Annotated in this window: 21 protein-coding genes; all 21 read right to left on the bottom strand. The window is 40.4% G+C overall.

From position 1 onward, the window contains the following. Positions 1-3 precede the first annotated feature (3 nt). The gene (locus DCC39_RS01320) at positions 4-2,301 is read right to left on the bottom strand and encodes a DNA translocase FtsK (protein WP_116553066.1); all 2,298 of its coding nucleotides are present in this window, start codon (positions 2,299-2,301) and stop codon (positions 4-6) included. A gap of 310 nt (positions 2,302-2,611) precedes the next feature. Further along, positions 2,612-2,833, bottom strand: a complete 222-nt coding sequence (locus DCC39_RS01315) for a YlzJ-like family protein (protein WP_116553065.1) — start codon at positions 2,831-2,833, stop codon at positions 2,612-2,614. Then, positions 2,830-3,579: a ClpP family protease gene (locus tag DCC39_RS01310; RefSeq protein ID WP_116553064.1), complete on the bottom strand. Its 750-nt coding sequence runs from the start codon at positions 3,577-3,579 to the stop codon at positions 2,830-2,832. Before DCC39_RS01310 ends, DCC39_RS01315 begins: the two co-directional genes overlap by 4 nt. 260 nt (positions 3,580-3,839) lie before the next feature. Further along, positions 3,840-5,507 carry a ribonuclease J gene (locus DCC39_RS01305; protein ID WP_240613476.1) on the bottom strand — a complete coding sequence of 556 codons (1,668 nt, stop codon included), beginning with the start codon at positions 5,505-5,507 and terminating at the stop codon, positions 3,840-3,842. 149 nt (positions 5,508-5,656) lie between these two features. After that, entirely contained in the window at positions 5,657-6,544 is an 888-nt protein-coding gene (gene dapA, locus DCC39_RS01300; RefSeq protein ID WP_116553062.1) for a 4-hydroxy-tetrahydrodipicolinate synthase, read from the bottom strand. A 29-nt stretch (positions 6,545-6,573) separates the two neighbouring features. After that, positions 6,574-7,797 carry an aspartate kinase gene (gene dapG / locus DCC39_RS01295; protein ID WP_116553061.1) on the bottom strand — a complete coding sequence of 408 codons (1,224 nt, stop codon included), beginning with the start codon at positions 7,795-7,797 and terminating at the stop codon, positions 6,574-6,576. A 58-nt stretch (positions 7,798-7,855) separates the two neighbouring features. Then, on the bottom strand, positions 7,856-8,902 hold the full coding sequence (gene asd, locus DCC39_RS01290) for an aspartate-semialdehyde dehydrogenase (RefSeq protein ID WP_116553060.1): 1,047 nt from the start codon (positions 8,900-8,902) through the stop codon (positions 7,856-7,858). Positions 8,903-9,031: 129 nt separating this feature from the next. Beyond that, on the bottom strand, positions 9,032-9,616 hold the full coding sequence (gene dpaB, locus DCC39_RS01285) for a dipicolinate synthase subunit B (RefSeq protein ID WP_116553059.1): 585 nt from the start codon (positions 9,614-9,616) through the stop codon (positions 9,032-9,034). Positions 9,617-9,630: 14 nt separating this feature from the next. Further along, the gene (gene dpaA, locus DCC39_RS01280) at positions 9,631-10,515 is read right to left on the bottom strand and encodes a dipicolinic acid synthetase subunit A (RefSeq protein WP_116553058.1); all 885 of its coding nucleotides are present in this window, start codon (positions 10,513-10,515) and stop codon (positions 9,631-9,633) included. A 186-nt stretch (positions 10,516-10,701) separates the two neighbouring features. After that, positions 10,702-10,935, bottom strand: a complete 234-nt coding sequence (locus DCC39_RS01275) for a YlmC/YmxH family sporulation protein (protein ID WP_116553057.1) — start codon at positions 10,933-10,935, stop codon at positions 10,702-10,704. 155 nt (positions 10,936-11,090) lie between these two features. Next, a complete protein-coding gene (locus DCC39_RS01270; protein WP_116553056.1) occupies positions 11,091-12,323 on the bottom strand; it encodes a M16 family metallopeptidase in 1,233 nt (410 codons plus the stop codon). Between the two features lie 146 nt (positions 12,324-12,469). Next, the gene (locus DCC39_RS01265; protein ID WP_116553055.1) at positions 12,470-13,435 is read right to left on the bottom strand and encodes a polysaccharide deacetylase family protein; all 966 of its coding nucleotides are present in this window, start codon (positions 13,433-13,435) and stop codon (positions 12,470-12,472) included. Positions 13,436-13,574: 139 nt separating this feature from the next. Then, positions 13,575-15,683: a polyribonucleotide nucleotidyltransferase gene (gene pnp, locus DCC39_RS01260; RefSeq protein WP_116553054.1), complete on the bottom strand. Its 2,109-nt coding sequence runs from the start codon at positions 15,681-15,683 to the stop codon at positions 13,575-13,577. A gap of 167 nt (positions 15,684-15,850) precedes the next feature. Then, a complete protein-coding gene (rpsO, locus tag DCC39_RS01255) occupies positions 15,851-16,120 on the bottom strand; it encodes a 30S ribosomal protein S15 (protein ID WP_116553053.1) in 270 nt (89 codons plus the stop codon). Between the two features lie 110 nt (positions 16,121-16,230). Continuing rightward, a complete protein-coding gene (ribF, locus tag DCC39_RS01250) occupies positions 16,231-17,172 on the bottom strand; it encodes a bifunctional riboflavin kinase/FAD synthetase (RefSeq protein ID WP_116553052.1) in 942 nt (313 codons plus the stop codon). Between the two features lie 11 nt (positions 17,173-17,183). Further along, complete coding sequence (gene truB, locus DCC39_RS01245) at positions 17,184-18,107, bottom strand: tRNA pseudouridine(55) synthase TruB (protein WP_116553051.1); 924 nt, start codon at positions 18,105-18,107, stop codon at positions 17,184-17,186. A gap of 90 nt (positions 18,108-18,197) precedes the next feature. Then, positions 18,198-18,545 carry a 30S ribosome-binding factor RbfA gene (rbfA, locus tag DCC39_RS01240; protein WP_116553050.1) on the bottom strand — a complete coding sequence of 116 codons (348 nt, stop codon included), beginning with the start codon at positions 18,543-18,545 and terminating at the stop codon, positions 18,198-18,200. Between the two features lie 66 nt (positions 18,546-18,611). After that, positions 18,612-18,890, bottom strand: a complete 279-nt coding sequence (locus tag DCC39_RS01235) for a DUF503 domain-containing protein (protein WP_116553049.1) — start codon at positions 18,888-18,890, stop codon at positions 18,612-18,614. Then, positions 18,887-21,004, bottom strand: a complete 2,118-nt coding sequence (gene infB, locus DCC39_RS01230; protein ID WP_116553048.1) for a translation initiation factor IF-2 — start codon at positions 21,002-21,004, stop codon at positions 18,887-18,889. Before infB ends, DCC39_RS01235 begins: the two co-directional genes overlap by 4 nt. 15 nt (positions 21,005-21,019) lie before the next feature. After that, entirely contained in the window at positions 21,020-21,325 is a 306-nt protein-coding gene (locus tag DCC39_RS01225) for a YlxQ family RNA-binding protein (protein WP_116553047.1), read from the bottom strand. Continuing rightward, a complete protein-coding gene (gene rnpM / locus DCC39_RS01220; RefSeq protein WP_276309869.1) occupies positions 21,325-21,603 on the bottom strand; it encodes an RNase P modulator RnpM in 279 nt (92 codons plus the stop codon). Before rnpM ends, DCC39_RS01225 begins: the two co-directional genes overlap by 1 nt. Between the last annotated feature and the right edge of the window lie 2 nt (positions 21,604-21,605).

Below are 21,605 nucleotides of genomic sequence, written 5' to 3'. Positions count from 1 at the left end.
ATTTTAACCTGATGCTTCTTCCTGCTTCGAAACAAGGACAGTCCGCGGCTTGCTGCCTTCGTACGGCCCAACGATTCCACGGGCTTCCATTTCATCGATTAACCGTGCCGCTCGTGTATACCCAATACGGAATTTTCGTTGGAGCATTGATACGGAAGCCGACTGCCTTTCAATGATTAATTGGACGGCATCATCATAAAGCTCATCTTCCACTTCCTCATGTTCGGGCTCAGATTCCTCTGAAATCATTTCTTCAACATAATTCGCTTTTTGTTGAGAGATCGAAAAGTTAACGATTTTTTCAACTTCTTCATCTGATAGAAAGGCACCTTGGATTCGTACTGGCTTCGATGCCCCAACAGGCAAGAACAGCATATCCCCTTGTCCAAGAAGCTTCTCAGCCCCCCCGATGTCAAGAATGGTCCTTGAATCAACTTGAGAAGATACGCTAAAAGCAATCCGGGACGGTATATTCGCTTTGATCACACCTGTTATGACATCAACAGAAGGGCGTTGTGTCGCTATAATCAAATGAATGCCCGCGGCTCTCGCCATTTGGGCAAGCCTCGTAATGGCTTCTTCGACATCTCTTGAAGCAACCATCATTAAATCGGCAAGCTCGTCGACAATGACGACGATGTACGGAAGAAACGGCTGGCTGTCCCCTTCCTGATTGTGGCGCCGTATCCATTCATTATAGCCTTCTATATTTCTTGTGCCCGTATGGGAAAAGAGCTCATACCTTCTTTCCATTTCATCGACGACCTTTTTTAAAGCTTGAGATGCTTTTTTCGGATCAGTAACAACAGGCGTTAATAAATGAGGTACCCCATTATAAACATTTAATTCAACCATTTTCGGATCAATCATCATCAATTTGACTTCATGGGGCTTTGCCTTCATCAACAAACTAGTAATAATGCCATTAATGCATACACTTTTTCCGCTTCCCGTTGCTCCTGCGACAAGCAAGTGCGGCATCCGGACTAAATCGGCAACTAACGGTTCACCCGAAATATCCCTGCCAAGCGCGATTGACAGTTTTGATTTATGTTGTTGGTAATTTGATGACTCGATCACTTCGCGCAATGATACGAGCGAAACTTCTTTGTTTGGGACTTCAATTCCAACCGCTGATTTTCCTGGAATCGGCGCTTCAATCCGTATATCTTTCGCTGCAAGCGCTAAGGCCAAGTCATCGCTTAAATTGACAATTTTACTTACCTTAACCCCAACGGCAGGATGTACTTCATATTTCGTTACTGCGGGGCCTAAATGAACTTTTAATACTTTTGCTTTTACACCAAAGCTCTCAAATGTTTGTTCAAGTTTTTTTACATTCCGAGAAATATGGCTTCTATCCCGATTTTGGTTCGTTTTATTAGGCATATTCAACAAGCTCAGCGGCGGGAGTTCATACGTTTCATTTTCAACTTCATTGATTGAAAATGGTTCATTAAGTGGCTCTTCAAGATTTTCATCTTTTGTTACAGCTTTGCTTTTGTTTTCCTGCTTTACTTCTTTAAAAGACAGCTGTTCAATACTTTCAGCGAAATCCTCGATGATTGGCTCGCTATCCAATTCAATTTCTTGTACATCTGATTGTTCGGTAAGCGGTTCTTTCCGGCGTTTTTCTTTGGATGCTTTTTCTCTTTGTTTTTTCTTTACCTTTTTTTCAACTAATGATTGCCTCCATTGTTTAAAATCATTCGCCATTTCTTTAACTGAATTTAGCAGAAAACCAGCCATCTTATTTATTACATGTATGAAAAACCTTAAAGGTGACTTTCCTGTAATAAGTAAAATCGCGATGATTAGCAGAATAAAGGAGATAAACACCGTACCCCCTTCATCGAAAAGCTGGTAAAAAAAGGCGAAGCTTAGTGCGCCAACCATCCCCCCGCCTGTTTCTACAGAGGGATCCCCGCTCAGCAATCTTTTAACGGTATGATTGATGACCGATCCATCTTCCATTCCTTCTTTGGAAATCAACTTAAACAACTTAACATGTGTCAACATTAATAGAGAAAGAAAGACAATATAAACGCCTGCCAGCCTGCGTGACCAAAAGGAGGGCAAGGATCGTTTCACAATGAGATAAAACGAGACAATAATAAATCCTAAAAGAAAAATCGAGTACCATTCACCCGCCACAAACCGGGCTAGATATTGAATCCATCCTCCTACACGGCCAAGCTCAGCCAAACCGATGACCACTGAAGCAAGGAGTAAAAGACCGATAATTTCATATGTAAATTGCTGCTGCCACTTTTCTTTCTTTCTGCGTTTCTTTTTAGCCATTCGCTCATCTCCCAAGGCTTATTGACTCATTTGTATGTGGACGGGGGAGCCAAAATCATTGTTATTAGAGGTGGTTCAAAAAGTCCGGAGGCTTACAGGAGGTAAGTCAGTTCGACGTTATCACAGGACGTGATGCTTTTAGTCGAACTTCCTTAATAGGCTACGAATCTCTTCGTCAGCTTGCTCTTCCTCGATCTTCTTACCTCTCGTTGTCCTCCTTTTTGAATACGCACTATTAACAAAAAGCAGCCCTAAATGGCTGCTTATCTTGACGTTTTTCCTTGCTATATTATAGCATAATTGGAATTATTCAACTACTGAAAGAGGGCTTAAAAGAAATCATTTGGCCTGGCTGATAGCTAGTGTTTAAGTAATCATTTGGATCGGTGCTAATTAAACGGATAATTTCCCATTTATCGTCTTTTGGCTGCACAACGAGCTGCACGTTATTTAACTGGACGATTCGTTCATTCGATTTCTCCTCTTGGGTAGAAAAAACGGCTTCATACGGCATAATCGTATAATGAATCATTGTAAAAGATCCTCTTTTTCTTTTGAACGTCCGATGAAATCATTTAACTTTTCCATCGCAGCACCAACCCCGCCAACCTCATCAATCAGACCAAAGCTAACAGCATCTTCACCAACGACATTTGTTCCAATGTCTCTCGTAAGATTCCCTTTCGAAAGCATCAAGTCTCTGAATTTTTCTTCAGTAATCTTCGAGTGGGAAGTTACAAATTTGATCACACGCTCCTGCATTTTTTCAAGATACTCAAACGTTTGCGGAACACCAATCACTAACCCGGTCAATCGAATCGGATGAATCGTCATGGTTGCGGTTTCTGCAATAAAAGAATAATCGGATGCAACCGCAATCGGAACGCCAATTGAATGGCCTCCTCCCAGCACGAGAGAAACGGTAGGCTTCGACAGTGAAGCGACCATCTCCGCAATCGCCAACCCAGCTTCAACGTCTCCTCCAACTGTGTTCAATATAATTAGCAGCCCCTCTATTTTCGGGTTTTGTTCGATTGCCACGATTTGCGGTATGACATGTTCATATTTCGTCGTTTTGTTTTGAGGCGGCAGTTGAATATGGCCTTCAATTTGACCGACAATTGTTAAGCAATGGATATTGGATTGTTCCAATTGAGGAACGTTCGTTTGGCCAAGCTGTTGAATATTGGTAACGGTTGAATCTTTATTTTCTTTATTCGTTTCTGTATTATCTTGGTTCGGAAAATGCTCGTAGCCTGTGTCATTCCCTTGTTTCACCAAAAATCCCACCTTCCTTCATTTTGTCTATTACAAAACACTTATAAGAATCCCAATAACTGCAGCTATGATAAGTATCCAAAAAATAATTGAAAAAGCCAGTCCGGTTCTATACCTTCCTTTATCCGCTTTATTCATTCAATTCCACTCCTTTCTTCGCTCTGTGGTGTTCTTATCGTTCCCAAAAAACAAAAAAACTTGCCGTAAAAACGACAAGTTTTGCACTCTGGCCTCTGGCTTCCGACCTCTGACATCTGATATTACACTTCCATAATGATTGGCATAATCATTGGACGTCTTTTTGTTTTTTCAAATAGCAGCGAGCTTAAAGAATCGCGGATGACAGATTTCAAAAACGTCCATTCGTTTATTTTTTGGTCAATACAGTTGTTTAAAACTTTTGTAACGTTTTGGTTCGCTTCTTGAAGCAATTGTTCAGATTCTCGAACATAAACAAAGCCCCTTGAAATAATTTCCGGGCCGGATACAATTTGATGGTTTTTGCGGTCTAATGTAACGACGACAATAAGAATCCCATCTTGGGATAGTAATTTTCTGTCGCGTAAAACAATATTCCCTACATCGCCAATTCCTAATCCGTCGATTAATATTTGGCCTGAAGGAACTTTTCCGCCTTTTTTTGCATAGCCATTCGAAAATTCAATGACATCGCCTTTTTCAACGATAAAAATGTTTTCCTTGCTTAAACCACACTCTTCGGCAAGATCACTGTGTACTTTTTGCATACGATATTCTCCATGGATTGGAATAAAATAAGTAGGCTTGAGTAAATTTAGCATTAATTTCAACTCTTCTTGGCTTGCATGTCCAGAAACATGAACACCGGATTGGCCTGAAACAACATGCCCCCCGGCACGATAAATAGCGTCAACGGTTTTTGAAAGCGCTTTTTCGTTTCCCAATGTTAAGGTTGCTGCGATGATAACTGTATCGCCCTCGGATATTTTCACTTGTTTATGCGTTTTTGTCGCCATCCGGTTTAGGGCTCCGAGAGGTTCGCCTTGATTTCCAGTAGTGAGTATTAAAAGTTCATCATCTGGATACCGTTTTGTTTCATCAAGTTGAATCAAGATACCTTCAGCCATTTGCAGATGGCCAAGTTTGTTCGCGATTTCAACATTTTTTAGTAACGGATTGCCAGATATTGCCACTTTCCGGTTGCATTTTTGAGCAGCGTCAAACACTTGTTGGATTCGATGGATATTCATGGCAAAAGTGGCTGTAATGACTCTGCCCTTTGCATTTGATATGACTTCATAAATATTCTGCCCGACCGTTGCTTCTGATGGCGTCACTCCGGGATTTTCTGCATTCATACTATCAGATAACAGGCATAGCACGCCCTGTTCGCCTAAGGCTGCGATCTTGCCAACTTCTGTGTACTCATTATTTACCGGTGTCTGATCGAATTTAAAATCGCCTGTATAAACGATCGGCCCCTGTGAAGTATGAATCGCTAATCCAATCGAATCCGGTATACTATGATTGACTTTAAAAAAGGAAATTGCCGTTCCGCCGATGTCAATCACTGAATTGGAATCTATGATTCTAAAATCTTGTTTGATGTTCGCCCGGTTTTTCTTCAACGCTTCAGAAGCAAGCCCGAGTGTTAATTTTGTTCCATAGACTGGAACGTTGATTCTTTTCAATACATACGCGAGAGCTCCAATATGGTCAACATGTCCGTGGGACAAAAAAATGGCTTTAACCCGATCACGATTTTCAGTTAAATAGGTGATATCTGGAATAACTGAATCCACACCGAGCATCTCATCTTCTGGAAGCATTAATCCCGCATCCAAAATAAAAATCTTGTTATTATCCTCTACGATGTACATGTTTTTGCCTACTTCACCTACACCGCCCAAGGCAAAAACTTTTACTTTTCCTGTTCGTTGATTTACCAAAATAATCCTCCTATATTCACTTTTCAAGCTGCAATGTTTATAAATGGACAACCGTACCGAAGAGTTACTGTTATTATAGCTTAATGTTAAATTAAAAAACAACTGTATTATCCTCATAATTAAAAAAGCTGACGTTTCCGTTAAGAAAGTCAGCGAATCATTCGTTGTTTGAAATTTTGTATTACTTCATTTAACGATGCTTTTTGTTCATCTGTTAATGATACTAATGGGAGCCTCACAGGACCTGTTTCGATTCCTTGCAATGCGAGTGCTGCCTTTACTGGGGTTGGGCTTGGGTGGCCGAATAGCGCTTTAATCACTGGGAGGATGGAGCGGTGAATGGAAGCTGCTTTTCTCATTTCCCCCTTGTTGAATGCATTGATCATTTCCTGCATTTCATTTCCAATAATATGCGATGCGACGGATACGACACCACAGCCACCGATTGATAAAATTGGCAACGTAAGGCTGTCATCCCCACTATATAATTTAAAATCATCACTTGTATTTTCAATGATTGAGCTCATTTGATCTAAATCACCACTTGCTTCTTTAGCGGAGACAATGTTATCGATGTGTGAAAGCTTAATCATCGTTTCTGCTTGAATGTTAACAGATGAACGGCTAGGTATGTTGTAGATCATGACAGGCAGTGAAGTTGCTTGTGCAATCTTCTTAAAGTGCTCATATAAACCTTGCTGATCCGGCCTATTGTAATATGGCGCAACGAGCATGATGCCGTCTACGCCAAGCTGTTCAGCTTCTTTTGTAAGTTCAATAGACGATGCTGTGTTGTTGCTTCCAGTGCCCGCAATAACCGTCGCTTTGCCTTTTGCTTCTTTTACAACATGTTCAATCAATGCCAACTTTTCTTCCGTTGTGAGCGTCGGCGACTCTCCTGTTGTTCCAGAAACAACGAGGCCATCCGTTCCATTTTCTATAAGGAAATGTACGAGGCGCGTTGTGCTTTCGAGATCGATTTCATCTTTTTCGTTAAATGGGGTAACCATTGCTGTTAACAATTGACCAAAATCCATGAGGCTCCATCTCCTTGTTCATACACATGCTAATTTTCATATTTTTCGAGTTGAAACGTGCTGTGCAAAGCATTGACAGCGTTTTTTAAATCTTTATGTTTTACTAATACCCAAATTGTTGTGTGTGAGTCTGCGGATTGTAAAATTTGTATGTCTTTCGCGGCAAGTGCTGTTACAATCTTAGCGGTTACACCTGGAACGCCTGTCATACCGGCGCCAACCGCAGACACTTTAGCACAATCCCTTTCAACTTGCGGTTCATATCCAAGCTTTTTAATTTCTTGAACCGCTATTTCCGCCACGTCGTTCATAACTGTATAAGTAACACTGTTTGGACTCATATTGATAAAATCAACACTTATTTCCTTTTCGGCCATTGCTTTAAATACTTTGGACGGTAAAAGATGATTCCCTTTTTTTTCAGTAATTTTTATTTGGGTGACATGGTTCACATAGGCAATGCCTGTAATTTCACAATCCTTAACTTTTTTTCCGGCTACATCTTTTTCATTCCCAGTTACGAGCGTCCCTTCCGTTAATGAATAGGTGGAACGTATTCGAATAGGTATCTTGCCCTGCATCGCGATTTCTACCGCGCGCGGATGAATGACTTTCGCTCCTTGATATGCCATATTACAAACCTCTGTGTAGGTAACAACCGGCAGTGGCCTTGCATTTTCCACCATATTTGGATCAGCAGTCATCATGCCTTCAACATCTGTAAAAATATCAATATATTCCGCATTTAGTGCGACACCGAGAGCGGCAGCAGTTGTATCGCTTCCTCCTCTTCCGAGTGTCGTTATTTCGTTCAATTCCGAAATGCCTTGGAAACCCGGAACAATAATGGCATCATTTTCTTTAAGTTCCTTGATTAAGCGGCTTGGTTTCATTTCGGTAATTCTCGCATTTCCATGCTCATTGTCTGTTCGAATTCCCGCTTGCGCACCTGTTAATACCGTTGTTTTTAATCCTTCAATGTCCAGCAAATGGGCCATCACAACAGATGAAATGTTTTCTCCGCAAGACATAAGCAAATCGATCTCCCGTTTTGGAAGTGATTTTTCTTTATGTGCAATTAATCCGAGCAGTGTGTCCGTTGCATAAGGATCTCCCTTTCTGCCCATTGCAGATACGACAACAACAACTTTATATTGTTGCGAGACAGCATGTAAGATATGTTCAGCCGCTTTTTTTCTTCCAGCCTCATCCTTCAGTGACGAACCTCCAAATTTTTGAACAATGATTTTCATGGTTCACCTTCACTTTAGAAGTTTGTTAATCTTTCAGCGTACCAGCCTTAAAAACCAATTAGATTAACTCAAGCTTAATTAAGCTTTCAGCAATTTGAACAGAGTTCCATGCTGCGCCTTTTAATAGGTTATCTGAAACGACCCATAAATGAAAACCATTGTCACGATCGAGATCTTTACGAATCCGGCCAACAAATACATCATTTTTGCCGACCGCAAGCGCTGGCATCGGATAAAGCTGTTCACTTGGATTATCTTGAACGACAACTCCTGCTGCGCCTTCAAGCGATTGTTTTAGTTCTTGGGCTTGTCGGTTGCTTTCCTCAATTTCAATATAAACGGATTCAGAATGTCCAATCTCTACAGGCAAGCGAACACATGTAGCTGCGACTTCCAATTCTGGCATACCCATAATTTTTTTCGTTTCATTAATCATTTTCATCTCTTCAAATGTATAGCCATTCTCTTCAAATTTATCAATTTGTGGAATCGCATTAAATGCAATTTGGTAATGCTTCTCATCGCTTGAAACAGGCAGAATTTCAGGTGTAAAAGAACGTCCTTCCAAAATTGCCTTTGTTTCATCATACATTTCCTGAACAGCTTGAGCTCCTGCACCTGAAACCGCTTGATAGGTAGATACGATGACTTTCGTTAATCCGAATTTTTGGCGGATTGGCTCAAGCGCAACGACCATTTGAATGGTCGAACAGTTTGGATTCGCGATAATGCCATTGTGTTGATGAAGCGCTGCTTCGTTTACTTCAGGCACAACAAGCGGAACGTCTTTATCCATTCTAAACGCACTCGTATTATCAATGACGACTGTGCCGCGTTTTACGGCTTCTGGAGCAAGCGCTTTGGAAACAGAGCCGCCGGCGCTGAAAAACGCGACATCGACGCCTTCAAAAGATTCTGGCGTTGCTTCTTCTACAGTATGCTCTTTGCCTTTAAAATTTATTGCTTTGCCCGCACTTCGCTTTGACGAAAGGAGACTTAAATTTTTAATAGGAAAGTTCCTTGATTCTATGGTGTTTAGCAACTGTTGGCCAACTGCTCCCGTTGCACCAACAATTGCGACATTGTACGTTTGGTTTTGACTCATTCAAAAATGCCTCCCAATACCTTTTATTATCTATTGTAAAGTGTAACGCATGGCATGTAAACCTATTTTGATGCATGTTCAGTGAACTTTCCTTCTGCAGTGGATATCGTTTGTAGGAGGCGGATTTTTTTATCTCATCATTAAAACAGGCTGGTATTGTTTTCCTTCAAGCGCTGCTTCGATCGTTTCGACAAGCAGGTCCATATGGGCTACTAAAGAATTTGGCTTTTGAATGGGGTTATCTTGGCTATAAGGAATGAAATAAATGTTTTTCGTAGACATAAGCCTCATAATGTTGATGCCGTTCAACCCTAAGCCGTCATTTGTTGAAATGCCAAGCACAACAGGATTCTGATTTCTTAACGTTGCTTTCGCTCCCATCAATGGGGGAGAATCCGTCTGAGCATTCGCAAACTTGCTGATTGAATTTCCTGTGAGAGGAGCGAGAACCATGCAATCAAGCGGCGTTTGCGGGCCAAAAGGTTCAGCTTTGACCATGGAATCGACTGCTTCATTTCCAGTGATCTCCTCAACTTTTTTCACCCAGTCTCTTCCGTCTCCAAATTTTGTTACTGTGTTCTTTACTGTATACGTTACAAAAGGCGTCACATTTGCCCCTTCATCGATGAGTCTTTGAAATTGAGGGACGACCTCATCATATGTGCAATGGGAGCCAGTCAAGCCAAATCCAATATGTTTGCCTTTTAACTTCACAAATGATTCTCCTTTCAACTAGTGTTCAATTCAGATAATTGTTGAACAAGGACATTTGCAATAATTTTCCCGGCAGTTTTAGGCGCCACGATTCCAGGAAGCCCTGGTGCCAATAAAGCCTTTATTCCCCTTTTTTCAGCATATCTAAAATCAGTTCCGCCAGGCTTTGAAGCCAAGTCTATAATTAAGGCGTTCATTGGCATTTTAGAAATGATATTCGCTTTTAAAACAAGAGCCGGTATCGTATTAATGATGATGTCACTATCTATTACGGCTTGCTGAAGATCGTTTAGATGAAATGGCTGCAATCCCATTTCTGATATTCTCGCCATATCTGCCGACTTCACAGTGCCTACTTTTACCTTTGCCCCTAAAGCATCGAAGGCTCTTGCGACAGACATGCCTGTTCTTCCGAAGCCGAGTACGAGGGTTTTTGAATTATGAATGGTAATATCCGTATTTTCGATTGCCATCATGATCGTTCCCTCAACGGTGGGAATCGAGTTATAGATTGCAACGTCATCTCTTTCAAACAGCTTAACTACCTTTCTTCCTGCCCTTTTCGCACATAAATCTAGAAATTTATTGCTGATTCCAGTATAAACCACACAATGTTCCGGTGTGCTTTCAAGCATCTTCTCAGAAATGAAGATCTTTTCTTTCGAAAAAGTTGTTTCGACTTCCCCGTTTTCGCTTGTACCGCTTACAGGCAATACAATGGCATCCACTTCTTTTAGATCAAGCTCTCTCATTTTTTTTTGCGTGGCGCCTGCGAAGCCGTGATCAAGATGATCAAATCCAACAAGAGTGACTGTGGCGTCCATTTCTGTTAGCTTGCGAATAATTTCTATTTGCCTGGCGTCACCGCCTAATATAGTAATATGAAGATCCGTTAGCATGGTGACACTTCCTTTCAAAAATGAAAATAAACCTTTGGAGTTCAAAAAGGAGAACAACCTCTTCAAACAATTTCGAGAGAACAATGATCATGTTCTCTCGCAATAAACAGGACAATTTCATTCGTTTTCATTTTTTACATTTTATGACTCCAAAAGTTGATCAGTGCTAGCATAAAAGCCTAACAATTACTCATTATCAACAAGAATGATATCTTTTCCAATTGTTTTAATTTGGTTCCAATATAGCGTCGTTTCTTTTTTTTGTTTGCGAAATGAAAAGATGTTTCCTTCCGGAATAATAAGCGCCTGAATCTCACCAGTCCTCTCATCAAAAACCAAATCTGTTTGGCCAAGGACACCAAGGCGCTTCCCGTTATTCACATGAACAATTTCTTTGCCACTCAATTCACTTAATTTCATTATTAAGATTCCCCCTGTCTTCTTTGTAAAAGATAAGCCAAACTTGCCTCTTTTATGTATAAAAAACCTGCATTCCGAATGGAAAGCAGGCGATTAAAACCGTTATTTTGCTTTATATGGCATGTAAAAACCGCCATAAAAGGAGAGTGAATGAATTAAGAAAGCTGTAATTTTCCAGTCGGGCTAATCAGTGAGCTTGAGAATTTGCCATTCAACATCGTTTTTGCCAAATCATTTACATCTTGAAGCGTCACACGTTCGATGCTTTGGATGATGTCATCCAGCGTTTTTTGCTTGTTTAGCAGCAATTCGTTTTTTCCATTTCTGCTCATTCTGCTGTTTGTGCTTTCAAGGCTTAACATTAAATTTCCTTTCAGCTGGGCTTTGCAATTTTCTAATTCTTTTTCTGTTATTCCATCTTTTCCTAACTTATTTACGGTAGCCAAAATCGTCTCAAATAAGTGATCAACCTGATCTGGGTTTGTTCCAGCATAAATGGTGAGCAACCCATTGTCTATAAATGAAGAATGGTAAGAGAAAACGGAATAGGCGAGCCCTCTTTCTTCGCGAACTTCCTGGAATAAGCGGCTGCTCATGCTACCGCCTAAAATATTGTTTAAAATGGTAAGATGGTAAAGCCGATCGCTTCCATATGGCAAACCGGGAAAACCGAGGCAAAGGTGGGCTTGCTCTGTTTCCTTTTTCTTGACGATGCTCTCGCTGCAAAAAACAGGGGGGACGACCTTTTTCTGTTTATTTGCAGTTTCATAATTCCCAAATCTTTTTTCGATTGCTTTACTAAAATCATCAGGAATATTACCAACGACAGAGATAACAACATTATCTGGTGTATAATAGTTGTTTCGATAATTTTCCAAAGTGTTTTTATTAAACGTCAATAGCGTATCTTCTGTCCCTAAAATTGGGTATGCGAGCGAGTGCTCTCCAAAGCTTGCAGAACTTATTAAGTCATGTACAATGTCATCAGGAGCATCTTCATACATTTTTATTTCTTCTAAAACAACTTTGCGTTCCTTCTTTAATTCCACTTCATTAAATTCGGAGTTAAAAAACATATCCGATAATATATCAAGTGCATATTCTGCTTTTTCATCTAATACTTTTGCATAATAGCACGTATATTCTTTTGACGTAAAAGCGTTGACTTGTCCGCCAATTCGATCGAATGCTTCAGCAATTTCTCTCGCACTTCTTTTTTTTGTGCCTTTAAACAACATATGCTCTAAAAAATGCGAAATGCCATTTATTTCAGGAGTTTCATAGCGAGACCCCGTGCCAATCCATATGCCAATTACAGCGGATCTGACTGTTGGCATATTTTCGATGACTATTCTGACGCCATTTGGACATGTATGTTTTGTGATCAACCTTTTTCCCCCTATTAAATGTAGTTCACCTTCTTTAATTGTTCAAAATTGAATCTCCTTTATCATATGATTCAACATTCGGGCGTCTCTACATGACTTCCTATCCCATAAGCCCGTAAACACTATAACATGTAAAAATCGAAGACTCAATCAATTTTCGGGAGGCGTTGTTCACTTAACAGTTCGGAAACTGTACCAATTTTTAATCCTTTTTCCTCAATTCCATTAATCATTTTTTCTAATCCGGCTGCTGTTGATTCAGTGGGATGCATAAGAATCATTGCGCCGGGATGAACTTTTTGAATAATATTATTCGCCATGACATCTGGATTAGGCGATTTCCAATCAACCGTATCAACTGTCCACAATACGGTTTTCATATGAAAGCCATGTGCGATTTTAACGACATTATCATTGAAGCTCCCGCTCGGCGGAGCAAACCATTTCGGAGTCTTGTCAATCGTGGCTTCGATAATCTCGTTTGTCATTTGTATTTCTTCGCGTATTTTTTTGGCCGATGATCTTCTCAAATCAGGATGGGAATAAGCGTGATTTCCAATTTCATGCCCTTCTTCAACTAACATTTTAGCTAACCGGGGATTTTTTTTCGTCCACGATCCATCGAGAAAAAAAGTCGCTTTTACATCATGCTTTTTTAATGTTTTTAAAATTTCAGGGATAAATTCATTTCCCCAAGCTACGTTGATTTGAAATGAGACCATCTCTTTTTTTGGATTCCCCTTGTAAATTGGGCTTGGCTCAAGATCATCAAGTGATACTTTCGGCGTGACTTCCTTGAATACTAGTTTTTTCTCGTTAAAACGGCCTTCTTTTTTCATGTTTTTATACGATTGCTGAATATCTACTTTTATTCCATTGTAACCTGGAATGGCTTTCCAGACACGATCGATAACAGCGTCAATCGGCTTCTCTTCATATGATTCGGCTTTTTCTTTAATGCTTTTTAAAAGTGAATTTTCACTTCCCGTTGTAAAAGCAGCTTCGGTTTTCCACTCTTCCATATAATTAGCGGAATAGGGGTTTTCCAAAAACTGATAAGAAATAATAAATAAGAATGCAAATATAATCACTTGTCCGATTTGCTTTTTCATTGCAGCATCCTCCTTCAGTAAAAAATATGTACTGAAGGGACACGTTATTCCAGAGGTCAGAAATCAGAAGCCGGAATTCAGAAGCTTGATTCTAATTTCCGATCAAAAAAAGGAGCTTACTTGCTCTGCTCCTGTTTTGTCATTCGGCTTTCGCTTTTTCTTTTTGTTCCAACAGCACTGCTTTTCGGGATAGATTAATGCGGCCTTGTTTATCAATTTCTTTTACTTTAACAAGAATTTGATCCCCCACTTTTACCACATCTTCGACTTTTTTGACACGTTCTTCCGCCAATTCTGAAATGTGGACAAGGCCTTCTTTTCCGTTGAATAGTTCGACAAAGGCGCCAAATTTTTCGATTCGCTTCACTTTGCCTAAATAAGTTGCCCCAACCTCCACTTCACGGATTAAATCTTCAATGATTTGCTTCGCTTTTTTATTCATTTCCGGGTCACTTGAGGCAATGAAAATTGTTCCGTCCTGCTCAATATCAATTTTTACTCCGGTATCTTCAATAATTTTATTGATGACTTTTCCGCTTGGCCCGATTACTTCGCGTATTTTATCTGGATTAATCGTCAATGTTAAGATTTTAGGTGCGTATTGCGATAATTCTTTATGCGGCTCTGAAATCGTTTCATTCATATGCTTCAAAATATGCAGACGTCCTTCTCTTGCCTGTGTAAGCGCCTCTTTCAAGATTTCTCGGGTGAGGCCTTCAATTTTGATATCCATCTGCAGTGCAGTAATTCCTTTTTCAGTGCCCGCCGCTTTAAAGTCCATATCCCCAAGCGCATCTTCCATTCCTTGAATATCAGATAAAATGATGACGCGTTCTCCTTCTTTGATTAACCCCATTGCGATGCCGGCTACTGGCGCTTCAATCGGTACACCTGCATCCATCATTGCCAATGTACTTGCGCAAATACTCGCTTGTGATGATGATCCATTCGATTCCAAAACTTCGGAAACAAGCCGGATTGTGTATGGGAAAACATCTTCTGGCGGAACTACCTTCTCCAACGCACGTTCCCCTAAAGCACCATGGCCAATCTCTCTACGTCCGGGAGCCCGTATTGGCCCTGTTTCTCCTACACTAAAAAACGGAAAGTTGTAATGGTGCATAAACCGCTTTTCTTCCTCTGTACCGAGCCCGTCCAAAATTTGGACATCTCCTAACGCTCCTAATGTGCAGGTGCTTAGCACTTGCGTTTGGCCCCTTGTAAAGAGCGCCGAACCATGGGTTCTTGGCAATATGCCTATCTGCGAGGATAACGGACGGATTTCGTTGATCGCTCGTCCATCCGGCCTTATCTTTTCTTCAATTATTAGGCGGCGAACTTCCTCTTTCGTAAGCTTTTGCAAAATTGCTTTTACTTCGCCTAGCCTTTCCTCATCAAGATCGGAGAAGTGCTCTATCACTTTGGCTGTTACATCATCAATTGCTTGGTTTCGTTCAAGCTTTTCAACTACCTTGACCGCCCTTTTTAGATCCTCTTCTGCAAATGCTCTAACTGCTTGTTCAAGATCCGGATCCACCTCAAGAAGAGTAACTTCCATTTTTTCCTTTCCTACTTTGGAAATAATTTCTTCTTGGAAGGTAATGAGCCGTTTAATTTCTTCGTGGCCAAACATAATGGCTTCAAGCATGACGTCTTCAGGCACCTGGTCAGCACCGGCTTCCACCATATTAACAGCATCCTTCGTACCTGCGACAGTCAATTCCAAATCGCTTTTTTCCACTTGCTCAACTGTTGGGTTAATTACGAACTCCCCGTCAATTCTCCCAACAATCACACCTGCAATCGGGCCTTCGAAAGGAATATCGGAAATGGATAAAGCCAATGATGAACCAAACATTGCAGCCATTTCGGAAGAGCAGTTTTGATCCACACTCATGACCGTACTAATAATCTGGACTTCATTCCGGAAACCATCTACAAAAAGGGGCCTAATCGGTCGATCGATAAGCCTGCTCGCCAAAACAGCTTTTTCACTTGGACGGCCTTCACGTTTAATGAAACCTCCAGGAATTTTTCCTACGGCGTACAATCTTTCTTCATAGTTAACGGTTAATGGAAAAAACGGCAGATCCTTCGGTTCTTTCGAAGCCGTAACCGTTGATAATACGGCTGTATCTCCATAGCGTATAAAGGCAGCACCGTTGGCTTGTTTAGCCATTCGGCCAACTTCCACGACAAGCTTGCTGCCCGCCCAATCCAATGTAAAAATTTGTTTCTCGTCACTCATGATTTGAAGTACTCCTCTCAATCTCAATCACAATATCGCTTTTCTTATTATACCCCAATTTAAGTTGGCGTAAAATAAAGAAAAATCGTTATTGGATGGGATTATTAAATTGCAAAATGAAAAGCGGGGACCGCCCCCGCTTTTCATTTCATTATAAAGGTTGTTCACTAACGGCGCAAACCAAGCTTTTGAATCAGCTCACGGTAACGTGCCACATCTTTGTTTCGCAAATAAGTGAGAAGATTGCGCCGCTTCCCAACCATTTTTAACAAACCACGTCTTGAATGGTGGTCTTTCTTATGCGTGCGCAAATGCTCATTCAACGTGTTAATTTGTTTTGTAAGGATAGCAATTTGAACTTCTGGTGAACCTGTATCATTAGAATGAGTCTTGTATTCAGAAATAATTTGTTCCTTTTCTTGTTGACTGAGTGCCATCCGTTTCACCTCCTTATATCAATCCCCGATTCCCTAGCAAACGTCGGTGAGTCGTACTGCCAAGCAATGGTTCTTCTGCTCTTACATGTAGTAGCATACCTTTTTTTCATTCAAATTGCAAATTGAAAATATTCAATAGCCCGATTTTTGTCTTCGTTTAATTGTTTGACCAAATCATCAACAGATGCAAATTTCTTTTCTTCACGCAGCCATTTCCGCCATTCAAGTGTGACATGTTCTCCGTAAATATCTTCATCGAAATCCAACAAATGAACTTCGATTGTCGGCTCCGGCAAATGTTCATAAAAGGTCGGCACGTAGCCAAGGTTTAAAATTCCGTTATACCAAACGCCTTTCCATTTTACCCTAACAGCGTAAACTCCTTTTTTAGGCAATAGGTATTGAAAAGATGGAGAAATATTCGCCGTAGGAAAACCGATTGTCCTTCCTCTTTTATCACCTGTAACGACTGTTCCTTTTATTTGAAAATATCGGCCTAAATATTCAGGAAGGCTATCGACGCTTCCTTCTTGAATTTTATTTCGGATAAGTGATGAGCTGATTTTCATTTCATCTTTTTCAACTTTTTCAATGACCGTTGACTCAAATTTGCCTCTTGAATAGGTGTCGATAATTTGCATCGTTCCTTTTCCAAATCGTCCGTAAGTATAATCAAAGCCCGCCACAACATGCTTTACCGCCAAATCAATAATATAATGATCAATAAATTCCTGTGGAGATAGCTGCGAGAATTCTTGGGTAAAACGAACAATGTACATTACATCAATGCCAAGCGCTTCAATCTCTTTTTCTTTTACAGCCAAAGGAGTAATAGGAGAAATCTCATCCATATGCCCCAAAACAACGGCGGGATGCGGATCAAATGTCATGACTGCTGATTGCCAGCCGTTTTTCTGAGCAATTTCTTTCGCTGTGTGAATCACTTTTTGATGCCCGATATGCACACCGTCAAAATAACCTAAGGCAATAGCGGTAGGTTTTATGCCATCTTTATTTAATTGATGGGGATGCTGCAAATAGATTGTTTTCAATTAGGCCACCTCTAACTATCCTTAACTTTAATTAGTTTCTCTGGTTTCATGTATCCTTGTTTTGATGGATGGGGGATATAAATGGCAAGACATTCTCCATTGTTATTGTAAATCGCCCACTTATTCCCTTTGCTATTATCAATTATAGGAAGAACAGCGCCATTTTCAATTTTTTTAGTTAGATGCTCTGGAAAAACAATTTTTTCAAAGTGTTTAATTGCCGTTTCGACAGGATACAATTTTTCATTGAGCATCCCGTTGTTAACCGCATCTTCGATTTCTCCAAATGTTAATGATGAATCAAGCGTAAATGGTCCGGATTTCATTCTTTTCAAATAAGACATATGGGCAGGATAACCTAGTTTTTTTCCTATATCAACCGCTAAGGTTCGTATATACGTCCCTTTTGAACATGCAACACGTATAAAAAACGTTGGGTGTGTTTGATCAACTTGCCGGTTTGACAATAATTGAATATTTTCTATAAATATTTCTCTTGAAGGCCTGTCAATCACTTTTCCTTCAAAAGCATATTCGTACAGCCTTTTCCCATTTACTTTCACTGCTGAATACATAGGGGGAATTTGCGTCTGCTTGCCCACCATTGATTGTAACACGCTTTGTAACGTTTCCTGAGCAATTGGCTGAAGCAGTTCTTGTTGTTCAACGATTTCTCCAGATGAATCTTCTGTCGATGTAGCGACGCCAAGCGTAACTTCGGCTTCATATGTTTTCGAGTAGTCAGACATATACTCTGCCACTTTTGTTGCTCTTCCTAAACAAATCGGCAAAACACCTGTGGCGTCAGGATCTAGCGTCCCAGTATGGCCTATTTTCTTCATTTTAACGATGTTTCTTACCCGAACAACGCAGTCATGCGAAGTCATTCCTTTAGGCTTATATAATGGTAAAATGCCGTTATATGGAAAGCCCATATTCTCACCCCAATGCTTTCTAAAAAAAGACCATTCAATAAAGAAGGATAGACAAGAAGAACGCTCTTGTCTACCCTCCGAAAAGATTTTTCAAGATTTTTTGTTATTCAAATCCGAAATCAGCTTCTCGATTCGGTTCCCATAGTTAATAGATTCATCAAATAAAAATAAAAGTTCTGGAGTTTTTCGAAGCCTAATTCGGCTTCCAATTTCAGAGCGGATAAATCCAGAGGCTTTTTCTAAAGCTTCCAAAGTTGCAGCTTTTTTTTCTTCATCCCCAAGGACCGTAAAATATACTTTTGCCTGCTGCAGGTCGCCTGTTACTTCTACACCAGTAATCGTAACAAACCCGATTCTCGGGTCTTTTAACCGCCGATCAATAATTTCTGTTAACTCTTGTTTTATCTGCTCTGCAACCCGGTTTGCACGTTTATTCATCTGTTTCACGCCCCGCTTTCAAGTAATGAGCTATGTGTTGAGGGAATGATAGAGCAAGCATTCATTTTAGAGCCATTCGTAGATTGTTTTGGTGATTTCAATCCTTTCATCCGCATCAATTAATTTGATGGCCTTTTGAAGCTCTTGCTCTGCTCTAGTTTGGCTGATCGCAACGACCGCAATGCCAAAAGCCGTTCGTTGCCATATATCATGATAATCAATCTCGGCAACGGAAAGGTTAAATCGCTGCTTCAATCGGGATATGATGGATTTAACAACGCTTCTTTTTTCTTTAAGCGACTGGACATCATAAATCAGACATTCACAAAGAACGTATCCAATCATTTTCTTTCAATTTCTTGCATTACATATGCTTCAAGAACGTCGCCTTCTTTTATATCTTGAAATTTCTCAAGAGTTATCCCGCATTCATAGCCGGTTTGGACTTCTTTTACATCATCTTTATACCGCTTCAACGTGTCAACTTTCCCTTCATAAATAACAATTCCGTCTCGAATGAGGCGTATTCCGGCGTCTCTTGTTACCTTTCCTTCAGTCACATGGCAGCCGGCAATTGTTCCAAGTTTTGACGCTTTAAAGATTTGGCGGACTTCAGCTTGGCCAATCACTTTTTCTTCATATTCAGGATCAAGCATTCCTTTAAGCGCCATTTCAATTTCATCAATCACATTATAAATAATACGGTGAAGGCGAATGTCAACGTTTTCTGTTTCAGCTGTTTTCTTTGCATTGTTGTCAGGCCGGACGTTGAAGCCGATAATAATTGCGTTTGATGCAGAAGCTAAAATAATATCTGATTCCGATATCGCACCGACACCAGAATGGATAATGTTGATTTTAGCGCCTTCTACATCTATTTTTTGAAGGGAACCGACTAATGCTTCGGCTGATCCTTGAACATCGGCTTTAACAATAATATTTAGTTCTTTTGTTTCCCCTTCTTTAATTTGTTCAAAGAGTTCGTCTAAACTTACCCTTGCTGTATCCTGGCGTTCAGCTAGCTTTTGCTTTTCGGCACGGGCTTCACCAACTTGTCGTGCTAGTTTTTCATCTTGGAAAACCATAAACTGGTCTCCAGCTTGAGGCACATCATGCAATCCTGTAATCTCAACCGGGGTCGATGGGGCAGCCTCTTTCACCCTTTGCCCACGGTCGTTAACCATTGCTCTTACTCTTCCGAACGTATTTCCTACAACAATCGGATCTTGGACTTTTAATGTCCCATTTTGCACAAGCAATGTGGCAACCGGGCCTCTCCCTTTATCAAGCTCGGCTTCAATGACAGTTCCAGTTGCAAGGCGGTTAGGGTTTGCTTTTAATTCTTCCATTTCGGCAACGAGTAAAATCATTTCAAGAAGATCGTCAATTCCTTCTCGTTTTAAAGCGGATAGAGGAACAAATATCGTGTCGCCGCCCCAATCCTCCGGAACGAGTCCGTGTTCCGTCAACTCCTGCATGACACGATCAGGATTTGCGGTTTCTTTATCGATTTTATTAACGGCGACAATAATCGGAACTTCCGCTGCTTTGGCATGGTTGATTGCTTCAATGGTTTGAGGCATCACTCCATCATCAGCTGCCACAACTAAAATGGTGATATCAGTGATCTTCGCTCCACGCGCGCGCATGGTTGTAAAAGCGGCGTGGCCAGGCGTATCAAGAAATGTGATTTTTTTTCCATTTTCTTCAACCTGGTAAGCGCCAATATGCTGGGTAATCCCGCCGGCCTCTGTAGCAGTTACTTTCGTTTGGCGGATGGAATCAAGAAGTGTCGTTTTTCCATGGTCAACATGCCCCATTATTGTTACAACTGCCGGGCGCAATGTGAGATCCTCTTCTGAATCTTCCACAGCATATTTTTCAAAATCGCTTATTTCAAAAACTTCCTCAACTTCGGCTTTAGCGCCATAGTCTGCAGCGATCATTTCGATCGTATCCGCATCGATTTCCTGGTTAATTGTCGCCATCACACCGAGAAGCATTAATTTTTTTATAATCTCACTCGGTTCTTTATTTAATTTTTTCGCCAACTCAACAACCGTTAAGGAGCCTTCATGAATTATTTTTTCAGGAGTTTCTTTAGGCTGTTGGGGTTTGGCCCCTGATCTTGCTTTTTTTGATTGTTTATGGTTTGTCTTTTTATGGCTATGATTCTGATTCGGCTGGTGTTGGTTTGTTTTATTTCGTTTTTGCTGAGTCGTTTTTTTAGAACTTGAATTTTGGTTTTCTTTTTTTTGAACGTTCTTTGGCTTATCAGTTTTTTGGTTTTTTGTAGATTCAGCTTGCTTAAATTCTTTATCAAGCCTTTCGACAGTGTCTTTATCAATCGTTGACATGTGATTCGATACATTCACTTCCATTGTTTTCAACTTTTCAATCACTTCTTTGCTTGTTACTTGATTTTTTTTTGCATATTCATATATCCGCATTTTACTCATATGTTCACCCCCAAGTTATTGACCGAGATTGATGAGTAATTTTGCTGCAAATCCTTCATCTAAAACGGCTAATGCAACACGTTGCTCTTTTCCTATCGATTGCCCAAGTTTTTCCCGATCCCCAGCTTCCACGAAATCTACCTCATAAAAGTTACATTTATCCTGTATCTTTTTTTTCGTGGATGCAGAGGCATCATTAGAGAGAATAACAAGCTTCGCTCTTTTTTTGCGTATTTCATTTACAACCATTTCTTCCCCAGTGGCGATTTTTCGTGCGCGGTTAGCGAGGCCGAGCAATTTATAAAAATTATCATTTTCCATTATGAAGAGGACCGCTCTTTCGATACAATTTCCAATAATTGATCATAAATTTCCTCATCAATATCGACATTTAAATGTTTCGATAAAACGTTTCTTTTTTTCGCTAACTTTATGATTTCGGCGTCTTTTGCCAAATAGGCTCCACGGCCTGATTTCTTCCCTGTTTCATCTATAAAAACCACGCCTTCAGGAGAGCGAACAATGCGTAATAGTTCTTTTTTAGGGAGCATTTCCTGGCTGACGACACATTTGCGAAGTGGAATTTTTCTTTTTTTCAATT

The sequence above is a fragment of the Pueribacillus theae genome, from assembly GCF_003097615.1.
GTDB lineage: Bacteria > Bacillota > Bacilli > Bacillales > UBA6769 > Pueribacillus > Pueribacillus theae.
This window is presented reverse-complemented; position numbering and strand designations above follow the sequence as displayed.

Coding starts and splice junctions, on each gene's coding strand:
- dapG (WP_116553061.1), bottom strand. CDS start 7,797: ATGAAAATCATTGTTCAAAAATTTGGAGGTTCGTCACTGAAGGATGAG.
- asd (WP_116553060.1), bottom strand. CDS start 8,902: ATGAGTCAAAACCAAACGTACAATGTCGCAATTGTTGGTGCAACGGGA.
- dpaA (WP_116553058.1), bottom strand. CDS start 10,515: ATGCTAACGGATCTTCATATTACTATATTAGGCGGTGACGCCAGGCAA.
- truB (WP_116553051.1), bottom strand. CDS start 18,107: ATGGGCTTTCCATATAACGGCATTTTACCATTATATAAGCCTAAAGGA.
- rpsO (WP_116553053.1), bottom strand. CDS start 16,120: ATGGCACTCAGTCAACAAGAAAAGGAACAAATTATTTCTGAATACAAG.
- DCC39_RS01235 (WP_116553049.1), bottom strand. CDS start 18,890: ATGATTGGATACGTTCTTTGTGAATGTCTGATTTATGATGTCCAGTCG.
- DCC39_RS01315 (WP_116553065.1), bottom strand. CDS start 2,833: ATGATTCATTATACGATTATGCCGTATGAAGCCGTTTTTTCTACCCAA.
- rbfA (WP_116553050.1), bottom strand. CDS start 18,545: ATGAATAAACGTGCAAACCGGGTTGCAGAGCAGATAAAACAAGAGTTA.
- infB (WP_116553048.1), bottom strand. CDS start 21,004: ATGAGTAAAATGCGGATATATGAATATGCAAAAAAAAATCAAGTAACA.
- pnp (WP_116553054.1), bottom strand. CDS start 15,683: ATGAGTGACGAGAAACAAATTTTTACATTGGATTGGGCGGGCAGCAAG.
- DCC39_RS01320 (WP_116553066.1), bottom strand. CDS start 2,301: ATGGCTAAAAAGAAACGCAGAAAGAAAGAAAAGTGGCAGCAGCAATTT.
- DCC39_RS01225 (WP_116553047.1), bottom strand. CDS start 21,325: ATGGAAAATGATAATTTTTATAAATTGCTCGGCCTCGCTAACCGCGCA.
- dapA (WP_116553062.1), bottom strand. CDS start 6,544: ATGGATTTTGGTCAATTGTTAACAGCAATGGTTACCCCATTTAACGAA.
- DCC39_RS01265 (WP_116553055.1), bottom strand. CDS start 13,435: ATGAAAAAGCAAATCGGACAAGTGATTATATTTGCATTCTTATTTATT.
- DCC39_RS01275 (WP_116553057.1), bottom strand. CDS start 10,935: ATGAAATTAAGTGAATTGAGTGGCAAAGAAATTGTTCATGTGAATAAC.